General features: G+C 56.2%; 14 protein-coding genes. 9 read left to right on the forward strand and 5 right to left on the reverse strand.

Annotation, left to right across the window (positions count from 1 at the left end):
* The first annotated feature begins 263 nt into the window (after positions 1–263).
* The 5 genes from gldG (at position 264) to tpiA (ending at position 6,440) form a co-directional block, all read left to right on the forward strand.
* Positions 264–1,994, forward strand: coding sequence for a gliding motility-associated ABC transporter substrate-binding protein GldG (gene gldG / locus GGR27_RS03370; protein WP_168035968.1), 1,731 nt, complete (start codon positions 264–266; stop codon positions 1,992–1,994).
* 34 nt (positions 1,995–2,028) lie between these two features.
* Positions 2,029–3,042: a hypothetical protein gene (locus GGR27_RS03375; RefSeq protein WP_168035969.1), complete on the forward strand. Its 1,014-nt coding sequence runs from the start codon at positions 2,029–2,031 to the stop codon at positions 3,040–3,042.
* A 42-nt stretch (positions 3,043–3,084) separates the two neighbouring features.
* A complete protein-coding gene (locus GGR27_RS03380) occupies positions 3,085–4,317 on the forward strand; it encodes a zinc dependent phospholipase C family protein (protein ID WP_168035970.1) in 1,233 nt (410 codons plus the stop codon).
* Between the two features lie 229 nt (positions 4,318–4,546).
* On the forward strand, positions 4,547–5,554 hold the full coding sequence (gene bioB, locus GGR27_RS03385; RefSeq protein WP_406603635.1) for a biotin synthase BioB: 1,008 nt from the start codon (positions 4,547–4,549) through the stop codon (positions 5,552–5,554).
* Between the two features lie 118 nt (positions 5,555–5,672).
* Complete coding sequence (gene tpiA / locus GGR27_RS03390) at positions 5,673–6,440, forward strand: triose-phosphate isomerase (RefSeq protein ID WP_168035972.1); 768 nt, start codon at positions 5,673–5,675, stop codon at positions 6,438–6,440.
* Between the two features lie 136 nt (positions 6,441–6,576).
* Here the strand turns inward: tpiA and porT are convergent, their stop codons facing one another.
* The 3 genes from porT to GGR27_RS03405 all read right to left on the reverse strand — a co-directional run bounded on the left by porT (position 6,577) and on the right by GGR27_RS03405 (position 9,344).
* The gene (gene porT, locus GGR27_RS03395; protein ID WP_168035973.1) at positions 6,577–7,344 is read right to left on the reverse strand and encodes a type IX secretion/gliding motility protein PorT/SprT; all 768 of its coding nucleotides are present in this window, start codon (positions 7,342–7,344) and stop codon (positions 6,577–6,579) included.
* Positions 7,290–8,030 (reverse strand): bifunctional demethylmenaquinone methyltransferase/2-methoxy-6-polyprenyl-1,4-benzoquinol methylase UbiE, encoded by a 741-nt coding sequence (ubiE, locus tag GGR27_RS03400; protein ID WP_168035974.1) that lies wholly within the window; start codon positions 8,028–8,030, stop codon positions 7,290–7,292. Before ubiE ends, porT begins: the two co-directional genes overlap by 55 nt.
* A gap of 144 nt (positions 8,031–8,174) precedes the next feature.
* Positions 8,175–9,344, reverse strand: coding sequence for a zinc-dependent alcohol dehydrogenase (locus GGR27_RS03405; protein ID WP_168035975.1), 1,170 nt, complete (start codon positions 9,342–9,344; stop codon positions 8,175–8,177).
* A gap of 423 nt (positions 9,345–9,767) precedes the next feature.
* Here GGR27_RS03405 and gyrA point away from each other — a divergent pair, with 423 nt between their 5' ends.
* Positions 9,768–12,344 (forward strand): DNA gyrase subunit A, encoded by a 2,577-nt coding sequence (gene gyrA, locus GGR27_RS03410; RefSeq protein WP_168035976.1) that lies wholly within the window; start codon positions 9,768–9,770, stop codon positions 12,342–12,344.
* A gap of 243 nt (positions 12,345–12,587) precedes the next feature.
* Positions 12,588–13,928 (forward strand): tetratricopeptide repeat protein, encoded by a 1,341-nt coding sequence (locus GGR27_RS03415; RefSeq protein WP_168035977.1) that lies wholly within the window; start codon positions 12,588–12,590, stop codon positions 13,926–13,928.
* 112 nt (positions 13,929–14,040) lie between these two features.
* On the opposite strand, the gene GGR27_RS03420 is transcribed toward GGR27_RS03415, so the two are convergent.
* Positions 14,041–15,303 carry a putative DNA modification/repair radical SAM protein gene (locus tag GGR27_RS03420; RefSeq protein ID WP_168035978.1) on the reverse strand — a complete coding sequence of 421 codons (1,263 nt, stop codon included), beginning with the start codon at positions 15,301–15,303 and terminating at the stop codon, positions 14,041–14,043.
* A 194-nt stretch (positions 15,304–15,497) separates the two neighbouring features.
* Here GGR27_RS03420 and GGR27_RS03425 point away from each other — a divergent pair, with 194 nt between their 5' ends.
* Both GGR27_RS03425 and trxB read left to right on the forward strand, forming a co-directional pair.
* Positions 15,498–15,866 (forward strand): RidA family protein, encoded by a 369-nt coding sequence (locus tag GGR27_RS03425; protein ID WP_168035979.1) that lies wholly within the window; start codon positions 15,498–15,500, stop codon positions 15,864–15,866.
* A gap of 207 nt (positions 15,867–16,073) precedes the next feature.
* Positions 16,074–17,012: a thioredoxin-disulfide reductase gene (gene trxB / locus GGR27_RS03430; protein ID WP_168035980.1), complete on the forward strand. Its 939-nt coding sequence runs from the start codon at positions 16,074–16,076 to the stop codon at positions 17,010–17,012.
* Between the two features lie 148 nt (positions 17,013–17,160).
* Here trxB and folD read toward each other — a convergent pair whose 3' ends face one another.
* Positions 17,161–18,030 carry a bifunctional methylenetetrahydrofolate dehydrogenase/methenyltetrahydrofolate cyclohydrolase FolD gene (gene folD, locus GGR27_RS03435; protein WP_168035981.1) on the reverse strand — a complete coding sequence of 290 codons (870 nt, stop codon included), beginning with the start codon at positions 18,028–18,030 and terminating at the stop codon, positions 17,161–17,163.
* Positions 18,031–18,110 lie beyond the last annotated feature (80 nt).

An 18,110-nucleotide genomic window follows, 5' to 3' on the forward strand; every position in this document is an offset into this window, starting at 1 on the left:
CACATTAAAGACCACACTACTGGACATTTTCAAATCGGACGCTTGGAGGACTCGAAACCCTTCGCTGCGCTTTAGTTTCGAGACGCTCCAAGGTTCTAAAATTCTACTTGAGGACCTTGGAGCGTCCTCTGCCGTGAAGCCGAAGGCAAAATTGTTGAGGTCCTCCAAGCGTCCGGGGAAAATGTCCAGTAGTATGATTAAAGACACAACTATTAGCATCACTACCGCCTAACTCTTCCTACCGCCTAATTCCTCCCTTCCCCATGCCCCAACTCGAACAAAAATACCGCACCCAGTCGCTGATTCAATTCGTCCTGGCCGTGGTCTTGCTCGTGCTCATCAACGTCCTGGCCAACGCCCGGATTGGAGGAACGGCCCTTTACGGCGCACTCGACCTGACCGAAGACCAGCGTTTCACCCTCACGGACAACACCGTGGAGCAGCTAGAGGACCTGGAAGAACGGCTGACCGTCAGGATTTTGCTCACGGGCAAACTCCCGGCAAACTACGAGCGGCTTAAGGAAAAAGTCGCCGATCTTTTGCTGGACTTCAACGGCTACACCGACAAGATCGAGTGGGAGTTTTCCGACCCCCTCTCCGGTGACATCGAGGTGGTGCGAGAACGGCAGTTGCAACTGCAGGAAGACTACGGGATTGTGCCGGTGAACGTGTACTCCTCCACCAGCGCGGCCGAGCGGTCCCTCAATGCGGTTTATCCCTACGCCGTTCTGACCTACGGGACGCGCCAGCGCATTATTCCGTTTCTTGCCCCCCGGCTTCCCGGCATGGGGGAAGCCCAGCGGCTTAATCAGGCGGAAAGCCTACTGGAATACAACTTCAGCCGCGCCATTGAGGGACTGACCAATAACGACAAGCCCCTCGTCGGCTTCACCGTCGGCCACGGAGAATTGCCGAAAGTGCGTACCAGTAGCCTCTATAGTTCCCTGCAGGAAGATTATGACCTGGGCCCGGTTAACCTCGACAGCTTCGCCACGATCTCTACGGAAATAAAGCTGCTAATCGTTGCTAAACCTACGGTACCATTTTCCGAGTTTGATGCATTTAAATTGGACCAGTATGTCATGAACGGCGGCAAGGTTATCTGGGCCATCGATGCCGTAGCGATGGACCTGGATTCCCTCCAGGGCCGCAACGAATTTTACCCCGGCTCCCGGCAAACCGGTCTGGAAGACATTTTTTTTAAGTACGGATTTCGTCTTCCCCCCACGCTCGCCCTCGACCTGAGCTCGACCCGCATCTCCATCGTGGTCGGTCAGGGACCGGGCGGACCAAACATCCAGCCGGTCAACTTTCCCTACAACGTGAAAGCCATCCCGCAGGGAGGGCACCCGATCATTAAGAACCTCGACCCCATCGACCTCAAGTTCCCAACCGTCATTGAAAGCGTAAACGATGCGGACAACAAGGTGAAAAAAACCGTGCTCCTACAGACGAGCCCCCGCTCCCGGCGGAAGCGCCTCCCGGCTCCCATTGATTTGGATGCCCAGAAATACGACGTAGATCTGGATCGCTTTAACGAGAACGCTCTACCACTCGCCTACCTGTTGGAGGGTACCTTCACGAGTTACTACGCCAACCGGCTGAAGCGAGAGAACGAGGACGCACTCCGGGAAGGCGGCATCGACTTCAAAGCCGAGTCCGTTCCTACCCGCATGATCATCGTGGCCGACGGGGACGTGATGTCGAACGAACTTAGCAAAGACTACATCTACCACCCGCTGGGCTACAACATCTACGACAAATTCCAGTACGCCAACAAAACCTTCCTCCTCAACGCAATCGAATACCTACTCGACCCGGATGGCGTTATCGGTGCGAGGGGTAAGGAAGTCCGACTGCGGCTGACCGACAAAGAGGCGGCGGTGGCGGATGCCACCTACTGGCGGCTGATTAACGTTGGGCTCCCGTTGGTGCTCCTAGCGCTGTTCGGCTTCGTTTTTAACTACCTGCGCAAGCGACGCTACGCTCGGTGATCACCGTGACCAGCGCCCTACCCTCCCCCCCCGTATGAACCGTACTTCAATTCTTCTCCTGGCCGTCCTTGTTCTCGGTGCCGGCGCCTGGCTTATCCTCCGGAAGGATGCCACCGAAAATTCCCTGGCGGATAAGGGGGAAAGTCGGCAATTTGGCTACGCGGACGTCGACCGGATTGATCGCATATTCATCGCCGACCGTAAAGGGAACAGGGTCGACCTGACCCGGGGTGGCGTATCCGGCTGGTTGGCCGATGGCGTGCCGGCCAACGAAAATATTATGCTGGGCATTCTGCAGGTGATCGAGGGGCTGGACGTGCAATCGTTACCCAGCTACAAGGCCATCCCGGTAATCCTGGAAGACCTGGCCACGTCCGGAACGTTAATTCAGTTATTCGACGCGGACAACAACAAGCTGCGGGGCTATTACCTGGGGGGCACGACGGCAGACGAGACGGGCACCTACGCCATCAAGGAAGGGGTCGAGGATCCTTACGTGGTTCATCTTCCCGGCTTTACCGGCAACGTCCGCCAGCGCGTCGTCCACGTTGGCGATGAATGGCGGGACAAAATTTACTGGCGCGTCGACCCCGAAAAAGTGGAATCGTTCAGCATCGAATATCCCAAACTACGGAACAAGAGCTTCGTCCTGACTAAAAATGGAGATCGCTTCCAACTCAAACCTTTCTACGCGTCGAACCAACAAACCCGCAACGTGCCCCGGGGCGGCGTCGAGGGCATCCTCACGCGCTACGAGAAATACTACGTGAACGCCTACGAGAATCTAGACGAGAAATCCATCACGGCGGCGCGCGATGCACTCCCCCACGCAGTCATCCGCGTTAAAGAGGAAGGCAAACCGGAGCAAACGATGGTGATCTATCCGCGCTACGGCGCCAACGAGTTTACCAACAATCCAAAAACCGGGGCAATCGTTAACCGGGGCGGTCTCAAAGCCTACAGCGCTTTCATCAACGACGGGGCGGATTGGGCGCTCCTGAACGTAGAGACCATCCAGCCGCTCATGATCGGCTACGATTATTTTTGACGCAGTCCTTATCTTACGGCAATGCAAGGTAATTGGCAGCTGATGAGGTGGTTTCTTTTGTTGCTGGTCGCCGGTTCTAGTCTCGCCGTGGCCGTCGGGCCGGAGTGGGGCTTTTTCGGCCACCGCCGGCTAAACCGCCTGGCGGTATTTACGCTCGACGCGGAGATGATGCCCTTTTACCGCGCCCACGTTGAGTGGCTAACCGACCACGCGGTCGACCCCGACAAGCGCCGCTACGCCAGTAAGTTCGAAGCCGTCCGCCACTACATCGACCTCGACCACTGGGGGGAAAGCAAGAAATTTACGCACGTGCCCCGCCGCTGGACCGATGCGCTCATCTACCGGGGGGGGTTGGTTCTTACCGGCCCGCAGGATACCGTAGTCTGGGCAACGGACACCATTATTCAGGGTGACCCGGATTACCTATTTGCCGACAACAGCGAGGTGGTACTCCGCAACAGATCTGGCGAGGTATTCCGCACGAGTCTCGGTACCTACCGCAGTTTTTGGATCAACAACGCACTTCCGGGGTTCTACGACGAACTGATGACCATCGCGCCGGACAGCGCACGCGTGCTGGGCTTATCCGTTCCGGACGGCGCAACGGTTGAAGCACGGGAACACTTTTCCGAATACGGCATATTGCCGTATCACCTGGAACAGTACCAGCGGCGCCTGACCCAGGCCTTCGTCGCGGAAGATTCAAAGGACATCTTACGGCTTTCCGCCGAGATCGGTCACTACATCGGTGACGCCCACGTGCCGCTGCACACCACCGAAAATTACAATGGTCAACTAACCGGCCAGACGGGCATTCATGCTTTTTGGGAGTCGCGCCTCCCGGAACTATTTGCGGACGACGAGTACGACTTCTTCGTTGGCAAAGCCCGCTACATCGAAAACCCACGCGACTATTACTGGGGCATCGTTCTGAAAAGCCATTCCCTCGTCGACTCCGTCCTCAGTAGCGAGCGGCGCCTACGCGAAACGTACCCCGCCGACCAACAAATGGTGTTCGACGAGCGGTTAGGGCGCACCATCAAGACTCAGTCCGCGGAGTTTTCCGCCGCGTGGAGTCGCGAAATGCAGGGCATGGTCGAAGAACGTTTTCGCGCTACCATACTCAGCATCGGTAGCGTTTGGTTCACCTGCTGGGTCGACGCCGGGCAGCCCGACCTGGCGCGCCTTTCCCCCGACGCCAAGTTGTTTGCAAAAGTTGATTCGCTCGACCGTGCCGTCTCCGGTAGGTCTATAAAGGGTAGAATTCACGAGTAGCATCACGCTATTTTTGTTGCGCGGTCGCGGGTGCAAAGTCAGTACGAATAATGCAATGTTTGTTTGCTTTCAACCTAAAAAACTGAATCGCCATCCGTAAAGCATACCACCACCTCATTACCTATATTTGCCCCCCAGCTAACCGGAACCCCCTATGACCGTAACGACCCAGAACATTTCCACCACCTGGTCCCTAGCAGCCCTGCGAGAACTCCACGACAGCCCCCTGATGGACCTCGTTTTCCGCGCCGCCACCGTGCACCGCCAGCACCACGACCCCAATGAAGTCCAGATGAGCAGTCTGCTCAGCATCAAGACGGGCGGTTGTCCGGAAGATTGCGGTTACTGCCCCCAGGCCGCCCGCTACCACACCGACATTGAGGAGAACGCGCTGATGACGGTCGAGCAGGTCACCACCGCCGCAACCCGCGCCAAGGGGCTCGGCAGCAGTCGCCTCTGCATGGGTGCCGCCTGGCGCAACGTCCGTGACGACGGCGAATTCGAGCAAGTCCTCGACCTCGTCAGAACGGTAAACGGACTCGACATGGAAGTATGCGCGACCCTCGGTATGCTCACCCCCAACCAGGCGGAACGACTGGCCGCCGCTGGCTTGTACGCCTACAACCACAACCTGGATAGCTCCGAAGAGTACTACAAAGAAGTGATTTCCACCCGTGGATACGAAGACCGGATCGAAACCATCGGCAATGCCCGTAAGGCCGGCCTCACCGTTTGCTCCGGGGGCATCATCGGCATGGGAGAAAGCATCGACGACCGCCTGAAGATGTTGATGACCCTGTCGTCCTTCAGCCCCCAGCCAGAATCCGTACCCATCAACGCCCTCGTCGCCGTCGCCGGGACTCCCCTCGAAGATCAGCGCCCCGTACCCATATTTGACATGGTCCGGATGATTGCCGTGACCCGGATCATGATGCCCAAAACCACCGTCCGCCTCTCCGCCGGCCGCACGAGCATGAGCCCCGAAGGCCAGGCCATGTGTTTCCTCGCCGGGGCGGGCTCCATTTTCGCCGGTGATAAATTATTAACGACCCCCAACCCCGAAGCCTTCGAGGACCTGGAGATGTTCAACAACCTGGGGCTGAAGCCAGCGACCGCCTATTCAAAGGGAACAAAGCCAACGATCAAGCAGGACCCCGGCGGTCCCGAAGCAAAGACGCGCATCAAGTGGAGCCGCCCCGGCCACAAGATTGAGCGGAATGAGGAGAAGCGTAAGTAATCCGCCACCGAAGTGGTACCGGGTGGTAGTATTCACGTGCCGGATAATTTCGCGACCGTGAGAACAAAAATTACCCCGCCGCCCTTCAGATTTTTCTACCGCACACAACCCAACACCAATGACAAGTAAGACTGACCGCCGCATCGTAGCCGGTAACTGGAAGATGAACACTACACCAAGCGAAGGCTCCGTGCTGGCACAGGGCGTAATCGATAAGGTGGCTGCGCCAGTAGGTAAGGTCATTTTCGGAGTACCGGCAATTCAGTTGGTAAAGATCAAGCAACTTACCGCCGCCGCGGAGGGATACTACGTAGCCGCACAAAACATGCACCAAAAAGCAGACGGTGCCTTTACCGGAGAAATGAGCGCCGCCATGTTGGCGGACGCTCGCATCGATTACGTAATCCTTGGCCACAGCGAACGGCGACAGTACAGCGGCGAAGATGATACGCTTATCAACGCCAAAATCGTTGCCGCACTCGACGCGGGGATAATCCCCATCTACTGCTGCGGAGAGAAATTAGACATTCGGGAGTCCAATAACCAGAACGTCGTGGTCGGCAAACAGATCGAGCAGGCGCTGTCCGCGCTTTCTCCCAAGCAGATGGCTAAGGTGGTGGTCGCCTACGAACCCGTCTGGGCCATCGGCACGGGCAAAACAGCCTCGCCGCAACAGGCGCAGGAAATGCACGCTTTCATTCGCCAGATGATCTCCGACCAGTTTGGTTCCGAGATTGCCAACGGTATCAGTATTCTTTACGGTGGGTCCGTAAAAGCTGCCAACGCCGAAGAATTGTTCGGGATGGCTGACGTCGACGGTGGTCTGGTCGGTGGCGCTTCGCTCGACGCCCAGGCATTCGCCGACATCATCAAAGCGGGCCAGTAGACGGCTTCCACTTTCCGGGCCCTTCGGTGTACTATTTTCCCAGACTTATACCACCCACGTCCCGCGCCACTACGCTGTACTTGACGGTGGGTTAGCGCAGGGGAGTGTCACCAATTAGGGGCTAAGTAGGTAGGGTTTACCCTTCGATGTGAAAACTGATGGTGAAGGTTCGGCTGAGTACTTTATCCAGCACCGTACTTTCATCCAGGTTCGGGTTAAAGATCAGCGTATTGCCGATGCCGTGGCTCACTTTGAATTCGGGAGAGAAAATAAAATAGGGAAAGAAGAACTGTACGCCAGCCCCGTATTCGACGTGAAAATCATGGGGGCTGATGCGGACGAGATTGTCGGACTGCCGCGTACGCGACTCGCTGGCTACGTCGAAACTGTACTTTGCCCCGGCAACGAGAAAGACGCGCTTGTCGCGGTATGGAGCCGATTTATAACGAAAGTGAAACGGTAATTCTACGAATACCGACTGAATGGAACGCTGGGTTTCCGAGAGCCCGCGATTGTCCCGACTGTAATTAAGGCGCCGCTCGGCGAAGCTGAAACCCGGTAGAAAGCGAAAATCGAAGTACTGACCGATCTTCAGATTGGCAATCATGTTCAGGTTAAACCCCGGGCCATTCAGGCTACTGACCGCCACGATCGTATCGCTGAACAGAAACTCCTCGCTTCGGAACGGCGTGTAGCGACTGGAATTGATTCCGAGCGTAAGCCCGAAATAGAAGCGCTTATTTTGAAAATCGCGGAAATTATCGTTGCGCCCACCCGTGTACTGTGCACCCGCGTCCGCGCAAAAAAAGAAACTCAGCGCGAACACTAAAGCGCCAAAAATTGCGGGGCTCAGTCCTTGTGTGCGGTATAGATGGTGGCGATGCCGAAAGTAAGTGGGGCGCATTCAGTTCGTTTGTACCCCACCCGGTCGAGAATATCCGTGAACGTCTTTCCGCTCGGAAAAGCCTGGACGGACTCGAAAAGGTAAGCGTAAGCGCGGGGGTCTTTCGACTGTAAACGACCGATCAGCGGCATAATTTTACCGAAGTAGACATTAAATCCCCAGCGAATGGGCGCAAAGGTAATCCTACTGAACTCAAGAATAACCACCTTCCCCCCCGGGCGCAGTACTCGGCGCATTTCCGCCAGGCCCTTTTCTAAATTTTCGAAGTTGCGCACCCCGAAACTGACGGTGACGGCGTCGAAATGATCGTCGGCGTAAGGCAGGTTCTCGCTGTCCCCCTGCACCAGGGTAATTTGGTCATCCAGCCCGGCGGTGGTGACTTTCTTTCTACCGTAGCTCAGCATTCCTTCACTCAGGTCCAGGCCGGTCACGTGCTCGACCTTCGTGCGCTTGATGGTTTGAATCGCGACGTCCGCCGTGCCCGTGGCCACGTCGAGTACTTTTTTGTGAATAGTATCGTCCAGCTCCTCGATCATCTTGGCCCGCCAGAGGGTATCGACGCCCAGGGAGGTCCCCCGATTAAGTAGGTCGTAAGAAGAAGCAATGGAGTCAAACATTTGCCCGACTTCGGATTTCTTGGAGTCCGTTTCGCCGTAGGGTTTGACGGTATCGTGGGTGTGTGCCATGGTGAGGGAAACGAACGTTGGGTAGTTTGGTTTTGGACGGGAGAAAAAGTCTGTGCCCAGAATTGCCCCACGCCGGTTCGTGACACAAAAATGCCGTGCTTCGCGGCGAGCGAAGCACGGCACCACGGAAAACACCTTTGGTACTTATGCTTTCAGCACGACCTTAACGCAACCGTCTTCCTTCTCACGGAAGATCCGGTACATCTCCGGAGCGTTCTCCAGAGGTTCGGTGTGAGTGATGATTACACTCGGGTCGATTTCACCTTTCTCGATTTTTTCGAGCAGTGGCTTCATGTACGCCTGGACGTGCGTTTGGCCGGTCCTGAGGGTCAGCGCCTTGTTCATGACGGCACCGAATTGAAGCGTCATCGGGCCGGCGTACACACCCGGTACGGAGAGCGTTCCGCCCTTGCGGCAAGCCATGATCGCCTGATTGAGCGCGTGCGGCTGGTCGCTTTGCAAGTGTAACGTCGACTTCAGCGAGTCCGCCGCCGCGGTAATGTTGCTGGCGGCGTGGGCCTCCGCCCCCACGGCTTCGATGCAACGATCGGGTCCGCGACCGCCGGTCATTTCGTTCAGTTTGTCGAGAACGCTTTCGGTTTCGAAATTGATCGTCTCCGCCTTGCCGGCCGTGCGGGCCATAGCTAGTCGCTCCTCTACTTTATCAATGGCGATCACCCGGCCGGCGCCCAGCATCCAGGCACTCTGGATGGCGAACTGGCCAACGGGGCCGCAACCCCACACGGCAACGGTATCACCGGGCTGGATTTGCGCCTGCTCGGCGGCCATGTAGCCGGTAGGAAAGATGTCGGAGAGGAAAAGTACCTTTTCGTCGGGGAGGTCGGATTCAATCTTGATCGTGCCAACGTCGGCGTACGGAACGCGGAGAAACTCCGCCTGGCCACCGGGAATGCCCCCCGTCAGGTGGCTGTACCCGTAGATACCCGCGGGCGAGTGGCCCATGGCTTTTTCGGCGTTCTCTGGTTTAGGGTTCGAGTTGTCGCACAGGGAATACATGGAACTTTCACAGAAAAAGCAGTGCCCACAGGAGATGGTGAAACTAACAACGACCCGGTCTCCCTTTTTGATGTTTTTAACGGCCGCGCCGGTTTCCACCACGATGCCCATCGGTTCGTGGCCGATGATGTCACCCTCCCGCATCATGGGGACATAATTATCGTAGAGGTGTAAGTCGGAACCGCAGATGGCCGTGGAAGTAATCTTGATGATGGCGTCCGTTGGTGACAGGATTGTGGGGTCGGGGTGCGTATCGACGCGAACGTCACCCTGGCCGTGCCAGGTTAGTGCTCTCATAGTCAGGTTATTTTGTTTCCTAAATTGCTTTGTGGTTGCGAGGGTTCACGGTCACCAACGGCTGCAAATTGTTAAGTTAGAAATGATGTTTGACGGGCGATTTGTCGGCCAATTCGGTGGTTATTTGCATGACTACCGGCGAGATAAATTTTTGAATTGTCCTGACCTTTCATTTAAGGTGGTTTCGGACCATTTCTGACGGTAAAAGGCTACCAAAAGCGCCCGCTTTTACGTATCTTCGCGCGTACCCGAGGGTAATTCGCCGGTGCAGAATGTGGGCACGGATGCGGGTGCATCGTGGTGGGAGAAAAGCAGGGCGAATCCGGCCGTTTCCTTCATTCACTTCGCGCTTCTACGAGTCCACTTTGCACCGGCGACCGCGCAGCGAAAACCAACGGCAAATCTTAGTTTAGAATACAAATTATGGCAGAGAAGCAACGGATCATCCCGGTCAACATCGAGGATCAGATGAAGTCCGCCTACATCGATTATTCGATGTCCGTCATCGTTAGCCGCGCCCTCCCGGACGTGCGCGATGGCCTCAAACCCGTCCACCGGCGGGTACTCTTCGGAATGAATGAACTGGGGCTGAGCTTCCGGTCTTCCCACAAAAAATCCGCCCGGATCGTCGGGGAAGTACTCGGTAAGTACCACCCCCACGGCGACAGCTCGGTTTACGACACGATGGTGCGCATGGCCCAGGACTGGTCCCTCCGTTATCCCCTCGTGGACGGACAGGGCAACTTCGGCTCCATGGACGGCGACTCCCCAGCCGCCATGCGTTACACCGAAGCGCGGCTCGAAAAGATCTCCGACAACATCCTCGGCGACCTCGACAAGGACACGGTTGACTTTCAGTTCAACTTCGACGATACGTTGAAGGAGCCCTCCGTACTGCCCACGCGCATCCCGAACCTGCTCGTCAACGGCGCTTCCGGCATCGCGGTCGGCATGGCCACCAACATGATGCCGCACAACCTCAACGAGGTAATCGATGGTATCTTCGCAACGATTGATAATCCGGAGATTACGATCCCGGAGCTCATGCAGTACGTGAAGGCACCCGACTTCCCCACCGGTGGTATTATCTACGGTGTGGACGGGGTTAGGGAAGCGTTCGAAACCGGCCGTGGCCGCGTCGTCGTCCGTGGCCTCGCCAAAATCGAAGTAGACAGTGACGATCGCGAGACGATCATCATCAACGAGATTCCCTACCAGATCAATAAGTCGGTACTGGTCGCTAAGATCGCCGAACTCGCCAACGAGGGCAAGATCACCGGCATCCGGGACGTGCGTGATGAATCCGACCGCGACGGCCTCCGGATCGTCATTGAGATCAAGCGCGACGCGATGGCTTCCATCGTGCTCAGCTACCTCTACAAGTACACCGCCCTGCAAACTAGCTACGGCGTCAATAACGTCTGCCTCGTGAAGGGACGGCCCATGACGCTGAACCTGAAGGACATGATCGAGGAGTTTATCGACTTCCGAATCGAGGTCATTCAGCGGCGGACGCTATACGAACTCAACAAGGCACTCGCCCGCGCGCACATCCTGATCGGCCTGTTGATCGCGTTGGATTACCTGGACGAAGTGATCGCCCTGATTCGCGCCAGTGCCAGCCCGGAAGAAGCCCGGGAAGGCTTGATCAATGGAACCTTCATCGGCAACAAAGAGCAGTTCTGGACGAAGTTCCGCGACCTGGTCGAAGAAGCCCAGACGACGGAACTAACGGTCGAAGGCGATAATGCGATGAGCGAAGCGCAGGCCAAGGCCATCCTCGAAATGCGCCTCCAGAAGTTGACCGGTCTCGAACTCGATAAGATCCGTGCTGAGTACGCTGAAATCCGTGAAATCATCGACGACCTCCGCGGCATCCTGGAAAGCCCGGAGCGCCAGCGCGTGATCGTGAAGGAAGAACTACACGACATCAAAACTCGCTTCGGCGACGAGCGCCGCTCGCAAATTAGCCTCGATACGGCCGACATCTCCATCACGGACATGATTGCCGACGACGACGTCGTCGTTACGATCAGCAAGCTCGGGTACATCAAGCGTACCAACGTCGACGAATACCGCGCGCAAAGTCGCGGTGGTCGCGGTAGCCGCGGCAGCAAAACGCGCGACAAGGACTTCGTGGAACACATGTTCATCGCGAGTAACCACAACTACCTCCTACTCTTTACCGACCAGGGCCGCTGTTTCTGGTTGCGGATTTATGAAATTCCCGAAGCTAGTAAGCAGAGCGCAGGGCGGGTGATCCAGAACATCATCGCGATGCCGAAGGAAGAGAACATCCGCGCCTACATCAGCGTCCAGGACCTTACCGACGAGGAATTCCTGCAGGGACATAGCATCATTTTCGCTACGCGAAAAGGTATTGTCAAGAAGACCAGTCTGGAAGCGTACTCCCGCCCCCGCACGAATGGCATCAACGCCATTTCGATCAACGACGGCGACGAATTGCTCGAAGTCAAGCTGACAACGGGTTCCAGCCACGTGTTTCTAGCGTCGCGCAAAGGACAAGCGATCCATTTCGAAGAGGAGAAAGTCCGCAACATGGGCCGTACCGCCACGGGTGTGCGCGGCATCAGTTTGCAGGGCGACGACGACGCCGTTGTCGGTATGGTCACGATCGACCATGAATTAGACGCGGACAAAACCATTCTGGTCGTCAGCGCTAACGGGATCGGTAAGCGATCCGACTGGGACAGCTACCGGATTACCAACCGGGGCGGCAAGGGCGTTCGGACGATGAAGGTCACCGAGAAAACCGGTGAGCTGATCGCCATGAAGGCCGTTACTAACGAAGACGACCTCATGATTACGAATCGATCCGGTATCGTCATTCGGACGGGACTCGATGCTTTGCGCATTTCCGGTCGGGCTACCCAGGGCGTTCGCCTGATTAACGTGGAGAAGGGAGACGCGATCTCCGACGTAGCAATCGTTCGCCACGACGGGGAGGATCGCGAAGAACCGCTCAATGAAGAAGAGTAAAGCTTGACAGTGCGACAAGGTTAAACAGCGTAATCGCTAATTATTACTGACGTCAGTTCTACCGAACACATCGCCCCTTTTACGTTTTAGGACGTAGAAGGGGCTCTTTCGTTTTTGCGCTCCATCATTTAGGATCGCCTTAACGATAAACTTCCCCGGCCTTAACGTTTCCTAGTTACCATTGCAAATCCGGGAACGTCTTACTTACCGGAATTCATTTTACTAAACCAACAAATTTTAAACATGTACAGACTTATCCTATCGATGCTCGTCATGCTCATCTCCGTTACCAGCCTGGTAGCCCAGAGTGGTGAGGACGCGCTCAAATCAGCCAAGAAATCTTTCGACAGTTACAAGCTCAACGGCGACGTAGAAGCCCTGAAGGAAGCATCCGCTAACCTGGAACTCGCGATGCAGGACAGTGAAGTGGCGAACGACCCGAAGGCGCTCCTTGAAGCCGGAGACATCTACAAAGAAGCGACCGTCCAGTACGTCACCCGTCGCTCCCTCGACGCAGCCGACAAAGCCCGTGGCATCGACATGCCGGCTACCAAAGCAGCGAAGGCCTACATGGCGGCTTACAACGCGACCGATAAGAAGGGAACCCGCAAAGCAGCCATCAAGGGTCTCGAAGACATCCAGGGTAGCATCACGAACGAAGGAATCTACTTTATTCAGGACGGCACCGAGAACGAGAGCTTCTACGGAAACAGCTACACGGCCTTCCAAACGAACATGATGGTATCCGAGTTTCTCGAGAAGAACGGAGGTAAGTCGAGCTTAACCGAAGAAAGTGTTACTCAGGACAAATACTACGGTGGCCTCGCCGCCCTGCTCGCCAAAAATTACGACGGTGCCCAACCTTTGTTCGAAGAACTGATGGGTGCTGAGTACGATGACTCCGCTATCTACAGCGGGCTTTTCACTATCTACACGGAGAAAGAAATGAAGACCGAAGCCGCCGACGTACTCCAGAAGGGGCGCACGCGCTACCCGGACGACAGTGGTTTGCTGTTCAACGAAATCAACTTCCTCCTCGCGGAAGGTCGCCTCGACGAATTGACCGAACGCCTGGAATCCGCCATTGCCAAGGAGCCGGACAACATCTCCCTCTACGGTACGCTCGCGGGTGTTTACCAGGAGCTCTACAAGAAAGCAAAGACGGACGGTGACGTGGAGAAAGAAGAAATGTTCTACCAAAAAGCCGAGGCTGAATACCAGCGCGGTCTTGAGAAAGACCCGTCTTCCGCACGAATGATTTCTGGACTAGGCTCCATGATCTACAACCGTGCCGCCGGCATGACGCAGGAACTCGTCGAGCTAGGTAACGACTTTTCGAAGGAAGGCCAGAAAAAATACGACGAACTACAGGAAGTAGTGAATGTAGAATTTGCCAAGGCACTACCCTTCTTCCAGAAGGCGGAAATGAGTGAGCCAGGAGACGTTAACACGTTGATTGCCCTTAAAGAGATTTACGCCCGTATGGACGAGTACGAAGTGTCTAACGAGTTCAAAGAACGGATCGAAAAAGTACAGGCCGGAGAGAAAGTCGCCGGATCTTACTTTAAGGAAAAGGGGATGTAACCCCACTCCTCACCGAGTTAATGAAGAAGGCCCGCTTGCGTGACGCAAGCGGGCCTTCTTATTTTCGTTAGCCACGAAGCAAAAGTTACGGTGGCGGAACGTTCGTACTAAACTACCCAAACAAACTCAACTGCGGCGTTTTCACGTGGCGACCGGAAGTCTGACCGCGCAGTACACGACGGCGAATGACCTGCGGGTCAAACCCCAGTTGCCGAAAGTCCTTATCGGCGCTGGTCAGGAAGTACTGCGCTCGCTTCCAGACGATGCCAATTTTCTTGAGGTGCTCCCGACGGAGCGAATGAAAGCGGCGGGACTGGACGATTTTGTGCGCGCTCTTGACGCCGACCCCCGGTATGCGGAGGATCATCTCCAGCGGCGCGGTGTTGACGTCAACTGGGAACAGGGCGGGGTTACGCAGGGCGTAGGCCAGCTTTGGGTCGACATCGGGGTCCAGCATCGGGTTGGCGTCGTCGACAATTTCGGTGGCATCGAATTTGTAGAAGCGCATCAGCCAGTCGGCTTGGTAAAGGCGATTTTCGCGGCGGAGAGGCGGTGCGGAAAGTGTCGGCAAACGGATGTCGTCACTGATCGGGACGTAGCCGCTGTAGTAGACGCGCTTCAGCGATTGGTCTCGGTATAAAGTCTTGGAAAGCTTCAGAATATCCTGGTCCGTTTCCGGGCTGGCACCGATCACCATCTGCGTGCTCTGCCCGGCGGGGGCAAAATTAGGTTTGTGGATGGATTTGACGAGCGCCGTGGATTGAGATTTGTAGTCATCAATGGATTCCTTCAGGAAGTTCATCGGCTTGTAGGCGTCCGCGTAGCTCTTTTCGGGGGCTACTTTCTTGAGGCTCATTTCGCTCGGCATCTCCAGGTTGACGCTCAGGCGGTCGGCGTAGAGGCCGGCTTCGTGGATCAGCTCGTCGCTGGCTCCGGGGATGGCCTTGAGGTGGATGTAGCCGTTGAATTTATGTTCCGTCCGTAAAGTCTTGGCAATGCGCACGAGGCGCTCCATGGTGTAGTCCGCGCTCTTGAAAATCCCGGAACTAAGGAAAAGTCCTTCGATGTAATTACGCTTGTAAAAATTGATGGTGAGATCGACAACCTCTTCCACGGTAAAGGCGGCGCGCTTCACGTCGTTACTCTTGCGGCTCACGCAGTAGGCGCAATCGAAAATGCAGTGGTTCGTCAGCAGAATTTTTAGCAGGGAGACGCAGCGGCCGTCCTGGGTGTAGGTATGACAAATACCCATGCCGGTCGCGTTGCCGAGCCCGTCCACCGTGTTCTTTCGCTTACTGCCGGAACTGCTGCACGAAACGTCGTATTTAGCGGCGTCAGCGAGAATGGTAAGCTTTTCTCTGATGCGTTCATTCATTGCCCTAAAGATACGGTTTTTTGTGTCAGATTCGCCCTTATCCACCCAAATTTGTTTGATCAAAGACAATTTTACGCAAGCGTTTTTACGCTCAATTGTGCGCGGTCGCCCCGACTGAGTGCGGGACTCGCTTTGGCTTCGTAGATGCGGCGAAAGTTCCGGAAGAGCAGCGTGCTTTAGCTACCTTCGTCGGTATGAAAATCGTCACGAACAAGGATATTCCTACGCCAGAAGGTCACTACAGCCCCATCGTAGAACATAACGGAACGCTATACGTGAGCGGTCAGATTCCGCGGACGGAAGCGGGTCAAGTACCCGACGGGATCGAAGCCCAGACTGAATTAGTGTTCAGCAAGCTCGCTCACTTACTCACCGCCGCGGGTAGTTCCACCGACCGGGTCATCCAGGTACGTATCTATTTGACCGATATCGCGCTGTGGGATACCGTCAACCAACTCTATTCCGATTTCTTTGGCGACCACCGCCCCGCCCGTTGTGTAGTCCCGACCGGCGAACTGCACTACGGATGCTTAATCGAACTGGAAGCCATCGCTGCGGTTTAGCGCCAGCACTACTTTGCTCTTCCGTGATTTTCCCGGCACCGGCGGCCGCGCCTTAATACGCTAAAATATCGCTTTCCGACAGGCCCGCCGGAGTACGTCAACTACCGTTCAACCCTGGCCGAAGTGCGGCTGTTAATTACGCGTAACTCCACGGGAAAACTACCCGCGGAACGAATTCTTACCTTTGCCCAAAATTTAGCAACCCCCATGGGAACCGAACCTCTGAAAACCGTCATCGTTGGCTCTGGCCCCGCTGGCTACACAGCTGCCATCTACGCCGCCCGCGCCAACCTCAATCCCGTTCTCTACACCGGCAAGGAACCCGGCGGCCAGTTGATGATCACCACCGACGTGGAGAACTTCCCCGGCTACCCGGAAGGCATCCAGGGCCCGGCCATGATGGAAGATTTGCGCAAGCAGGCCGAGCGCTTCAACACCGAAGTGAAGTACGAACTGATCGACCGCGTCGATTTTTCCGGCCCCGTTCACAAAGTTTATACCGAAAGCGGCGAAGAGATCGCCGCCCACACCGTCATCATCAGCACCGGCGCCACCGCCCGCTGGCTCGGCATCGAAAGCGAGCAGCGCCTGATGAACAACGGCGTCAGCGCCTGTGCGGTCTGCGATGGTTTCTTCTACCGGGGCAAACCAACCGCCATCGTCGGGGCCGGCGATAGCGCGTGTGAAGAGGCGCTCTACCTCAGTAACCTCTGCCCGGAAGTCCACATGTTCGTCCGCCGCGACGAGATGCGCGCCTCAGCAATTATGCAGGAGCGCGTCAAGAAGCAGAAGAACATCCACATCTACTGGAACACTGAGACGGAGGAGGTCCTGGGTGACGAATTCGTCACCGGCGTCCGCGTCAAGAACAACCAGACGGGTGAGACGCAGGAGATTGCCGTCGATGGCTTCTTCGTCGCAATCGGCCACATCCCCAACACGAAAATGTTTGGCGACTGGATCGACATGGAAGACACCGGCTACCTAATGCACCACCCAAATTCTACCAAAACTAATATCCCCGGCGTGTTCGTCTCCGGCGACGCGGCCGACCACGTTTACCGCCAGGCGATTACGGCCGCCGGCACGGGCTGCATGGCGGCGCTGGATGCGGAGCGGTACCTTGGCGAAACAGGAATTATTTAGACGGCTTCACCTCTTTAGACGCTTCGCTTTTAGACGAGCTTGCGCTCTTTTAGACGCTATTCTTTTAGGCCACCGCACAGCTCCAACGTGTGGCTGCCCAAAGGCGAAGCACCTAAAGTACGCAGCACCCCGAAAGCGAAGCGTCTGACTAGCTCTTGCTGGCCTGCAACGTGTTCATCAGTAAACTCACCACCGTCATCGGCCCCACCCCACCGGGGACGGGCGTCATGGCGGACACCTTACTTTCCAAACCAGCGTAGTCAATGTCGCCGCAGAGGCGGTAGCCGCGCTTTTTGGTAGCGTCGTCAACGCGATTGATACCGACGTCGATGATGACCGCGCCTTCCTTCACCATGTCGGCGGTAATCATTTCCGGGCGACCGATGGCGGCGATCAGAATATCGGCGCGTTTGGTGTGAAAAGCCATATCCTCAGTGCGGCTGTGGCACAGCGTAACCGTTGCGTTGCCCGGCTCACCTTTGCGGCTCAGAAGCACGGTCATCGGGGTTCCGACAATGTTTGACCGACCCAGGACAACTACTTCTTTTCCAGTCGTTTGTATGCCGTATCTTTCCAACATGGTCATGATGCCATTCGGGGTCGCCGGAAGGTAGCTGGGCAGGCCGAGGGTCATCAACCCGATGTTGACCGGGGTGAAGCCGTCCACGTCTTTTCTGGGCTCGATGGCGAGGTTGATCTGGTCTTCGTCGATGTGCTTGGGGAGGGGCAGCTGAACGATGAATCCGTCTACGTCGGGGTCGTTATTAAGCTTAGCAACTTCGGTGAGGATTTCACTTTGCGTAACGTCCTCCGGCATCCTGATGAGCGTGGAGCGGAACCCGATCTGCTCGCAGCTACGGACTTTATTGCGGACGTACACCTGGGAGGCCGGGTTGTCTCCGACGAGGATGGCGGCGAGGTGAGGAATTTTGCCGGCGGCCTGACGAATTACGTCGACCTCCTGCTTCAATTCTTCCTTTATTGTCGCGGCCAGGGCCTTTCCGTCCAATACCAGCATAGCTTTTTACGTTTCCGGCAAAGATAGCCGCCGGGAGGCATTTGTCGTGCAGCCCCCGTTGCGGATCATTAGCCCTCGTT

It is taken from the genome of Neolewinella antarctica (assembly GCF_011927835.1).
GTDB lineage: Bacteria > Bacteroidota > Bacteroidia > Chitinophagales > Saprospiraceae > Neolewinella > Neolewinella antarctica.

Coding starts and splice junctions, on each gene's coding strand:
- GGR27_RS03405 (WP_168035975.1), bottom strand. CDS start 9,344: ATGAGAGCACTAACCTGGCACGGCCAGGGTGACGTTCGCGTCGATACG.
- gldG (WP_168035968.1), top strand. CDS start 264: ATGCCCCAACTCGAACAAAAATACCGCACCCAGTCGCTGATTCAATTC.
- porT (WP_168035973.1), bottom strand. CDS start 7,344: ATGCGCCCCACTTACTTTCGGCATCGCCACCATCTATACCGCACACAA.
- gyrA (WP_168035976.1), top strand. CDS start 9,768: ATGGCAGAGAAGCAACGGATCATCCCGGTCAACATCGAGGATCAGATG.
- bioB (WP_406603635.1), top strand. CDS start 4,547: ATGGACCTCGTTTTCCGCGCCGCCACCGTGCACCGCCAGCACCACGAC.
- GGR27_RS03380 (WP_168035970.1), top strand. CDS start 3,085: ATGAGGTGGTTTCTTTTGTTGCTGGTCGCCGGTTCTAGTCTCGCCGTG.
- folD (WP_168035981.1), bottom strand. CDS start 18,030: ATGCTGGTATTGGACGGAAAGGCCCTGGCCGCGACAATAAAGGAAGAA.
- ubiE (WP_168035974.1), bottom strand. CDS start 8,030: ATGGCACACACCCACGATACCGTCAAACCCTACGGCGAAACGGACTCC.
- trxB (WP_168035980.1), top strand. CDS start 16,074: ATGGGAACCGAACCTCTGAAAACCGTCATCGTTGGCTCTGGCCCCGCT.
- tpiA (WP_168035972.1), top strand. CDS start 5,673: ATGACAAGTAAGACTGACCGCCGCATCGTAGCCGGTAACTGGAAGATG.
- GGR27_RS03420 (WP_168035978.1), bottom strand. CDS start 15,303: ATGAATGAACGCATCAGAGAAAAGCTTACCATTCTCGCTGACGCCGCT.
- GGR27_RS03375 (WP_168035969.1), top strand. CDS start 2,029: ATGAACCGTACTTCAATTCTTCTCCTGGCCGTCCTTGTTCTCGGTGCC.
- GGR27_RS03425 (WP_168035979.1), top strand. CDS start 15,498: ATGAAAATCGTCACGAACAAGGATATTCCTACGCCAGAAGGTCACTAC.
- GGR27_RS03415 (WP_168035977.1), top strand. CDS start 12,588: ATGTACAGACTTATCCTATCGATGCTCGTCATGCTCATCTCCGTTACC.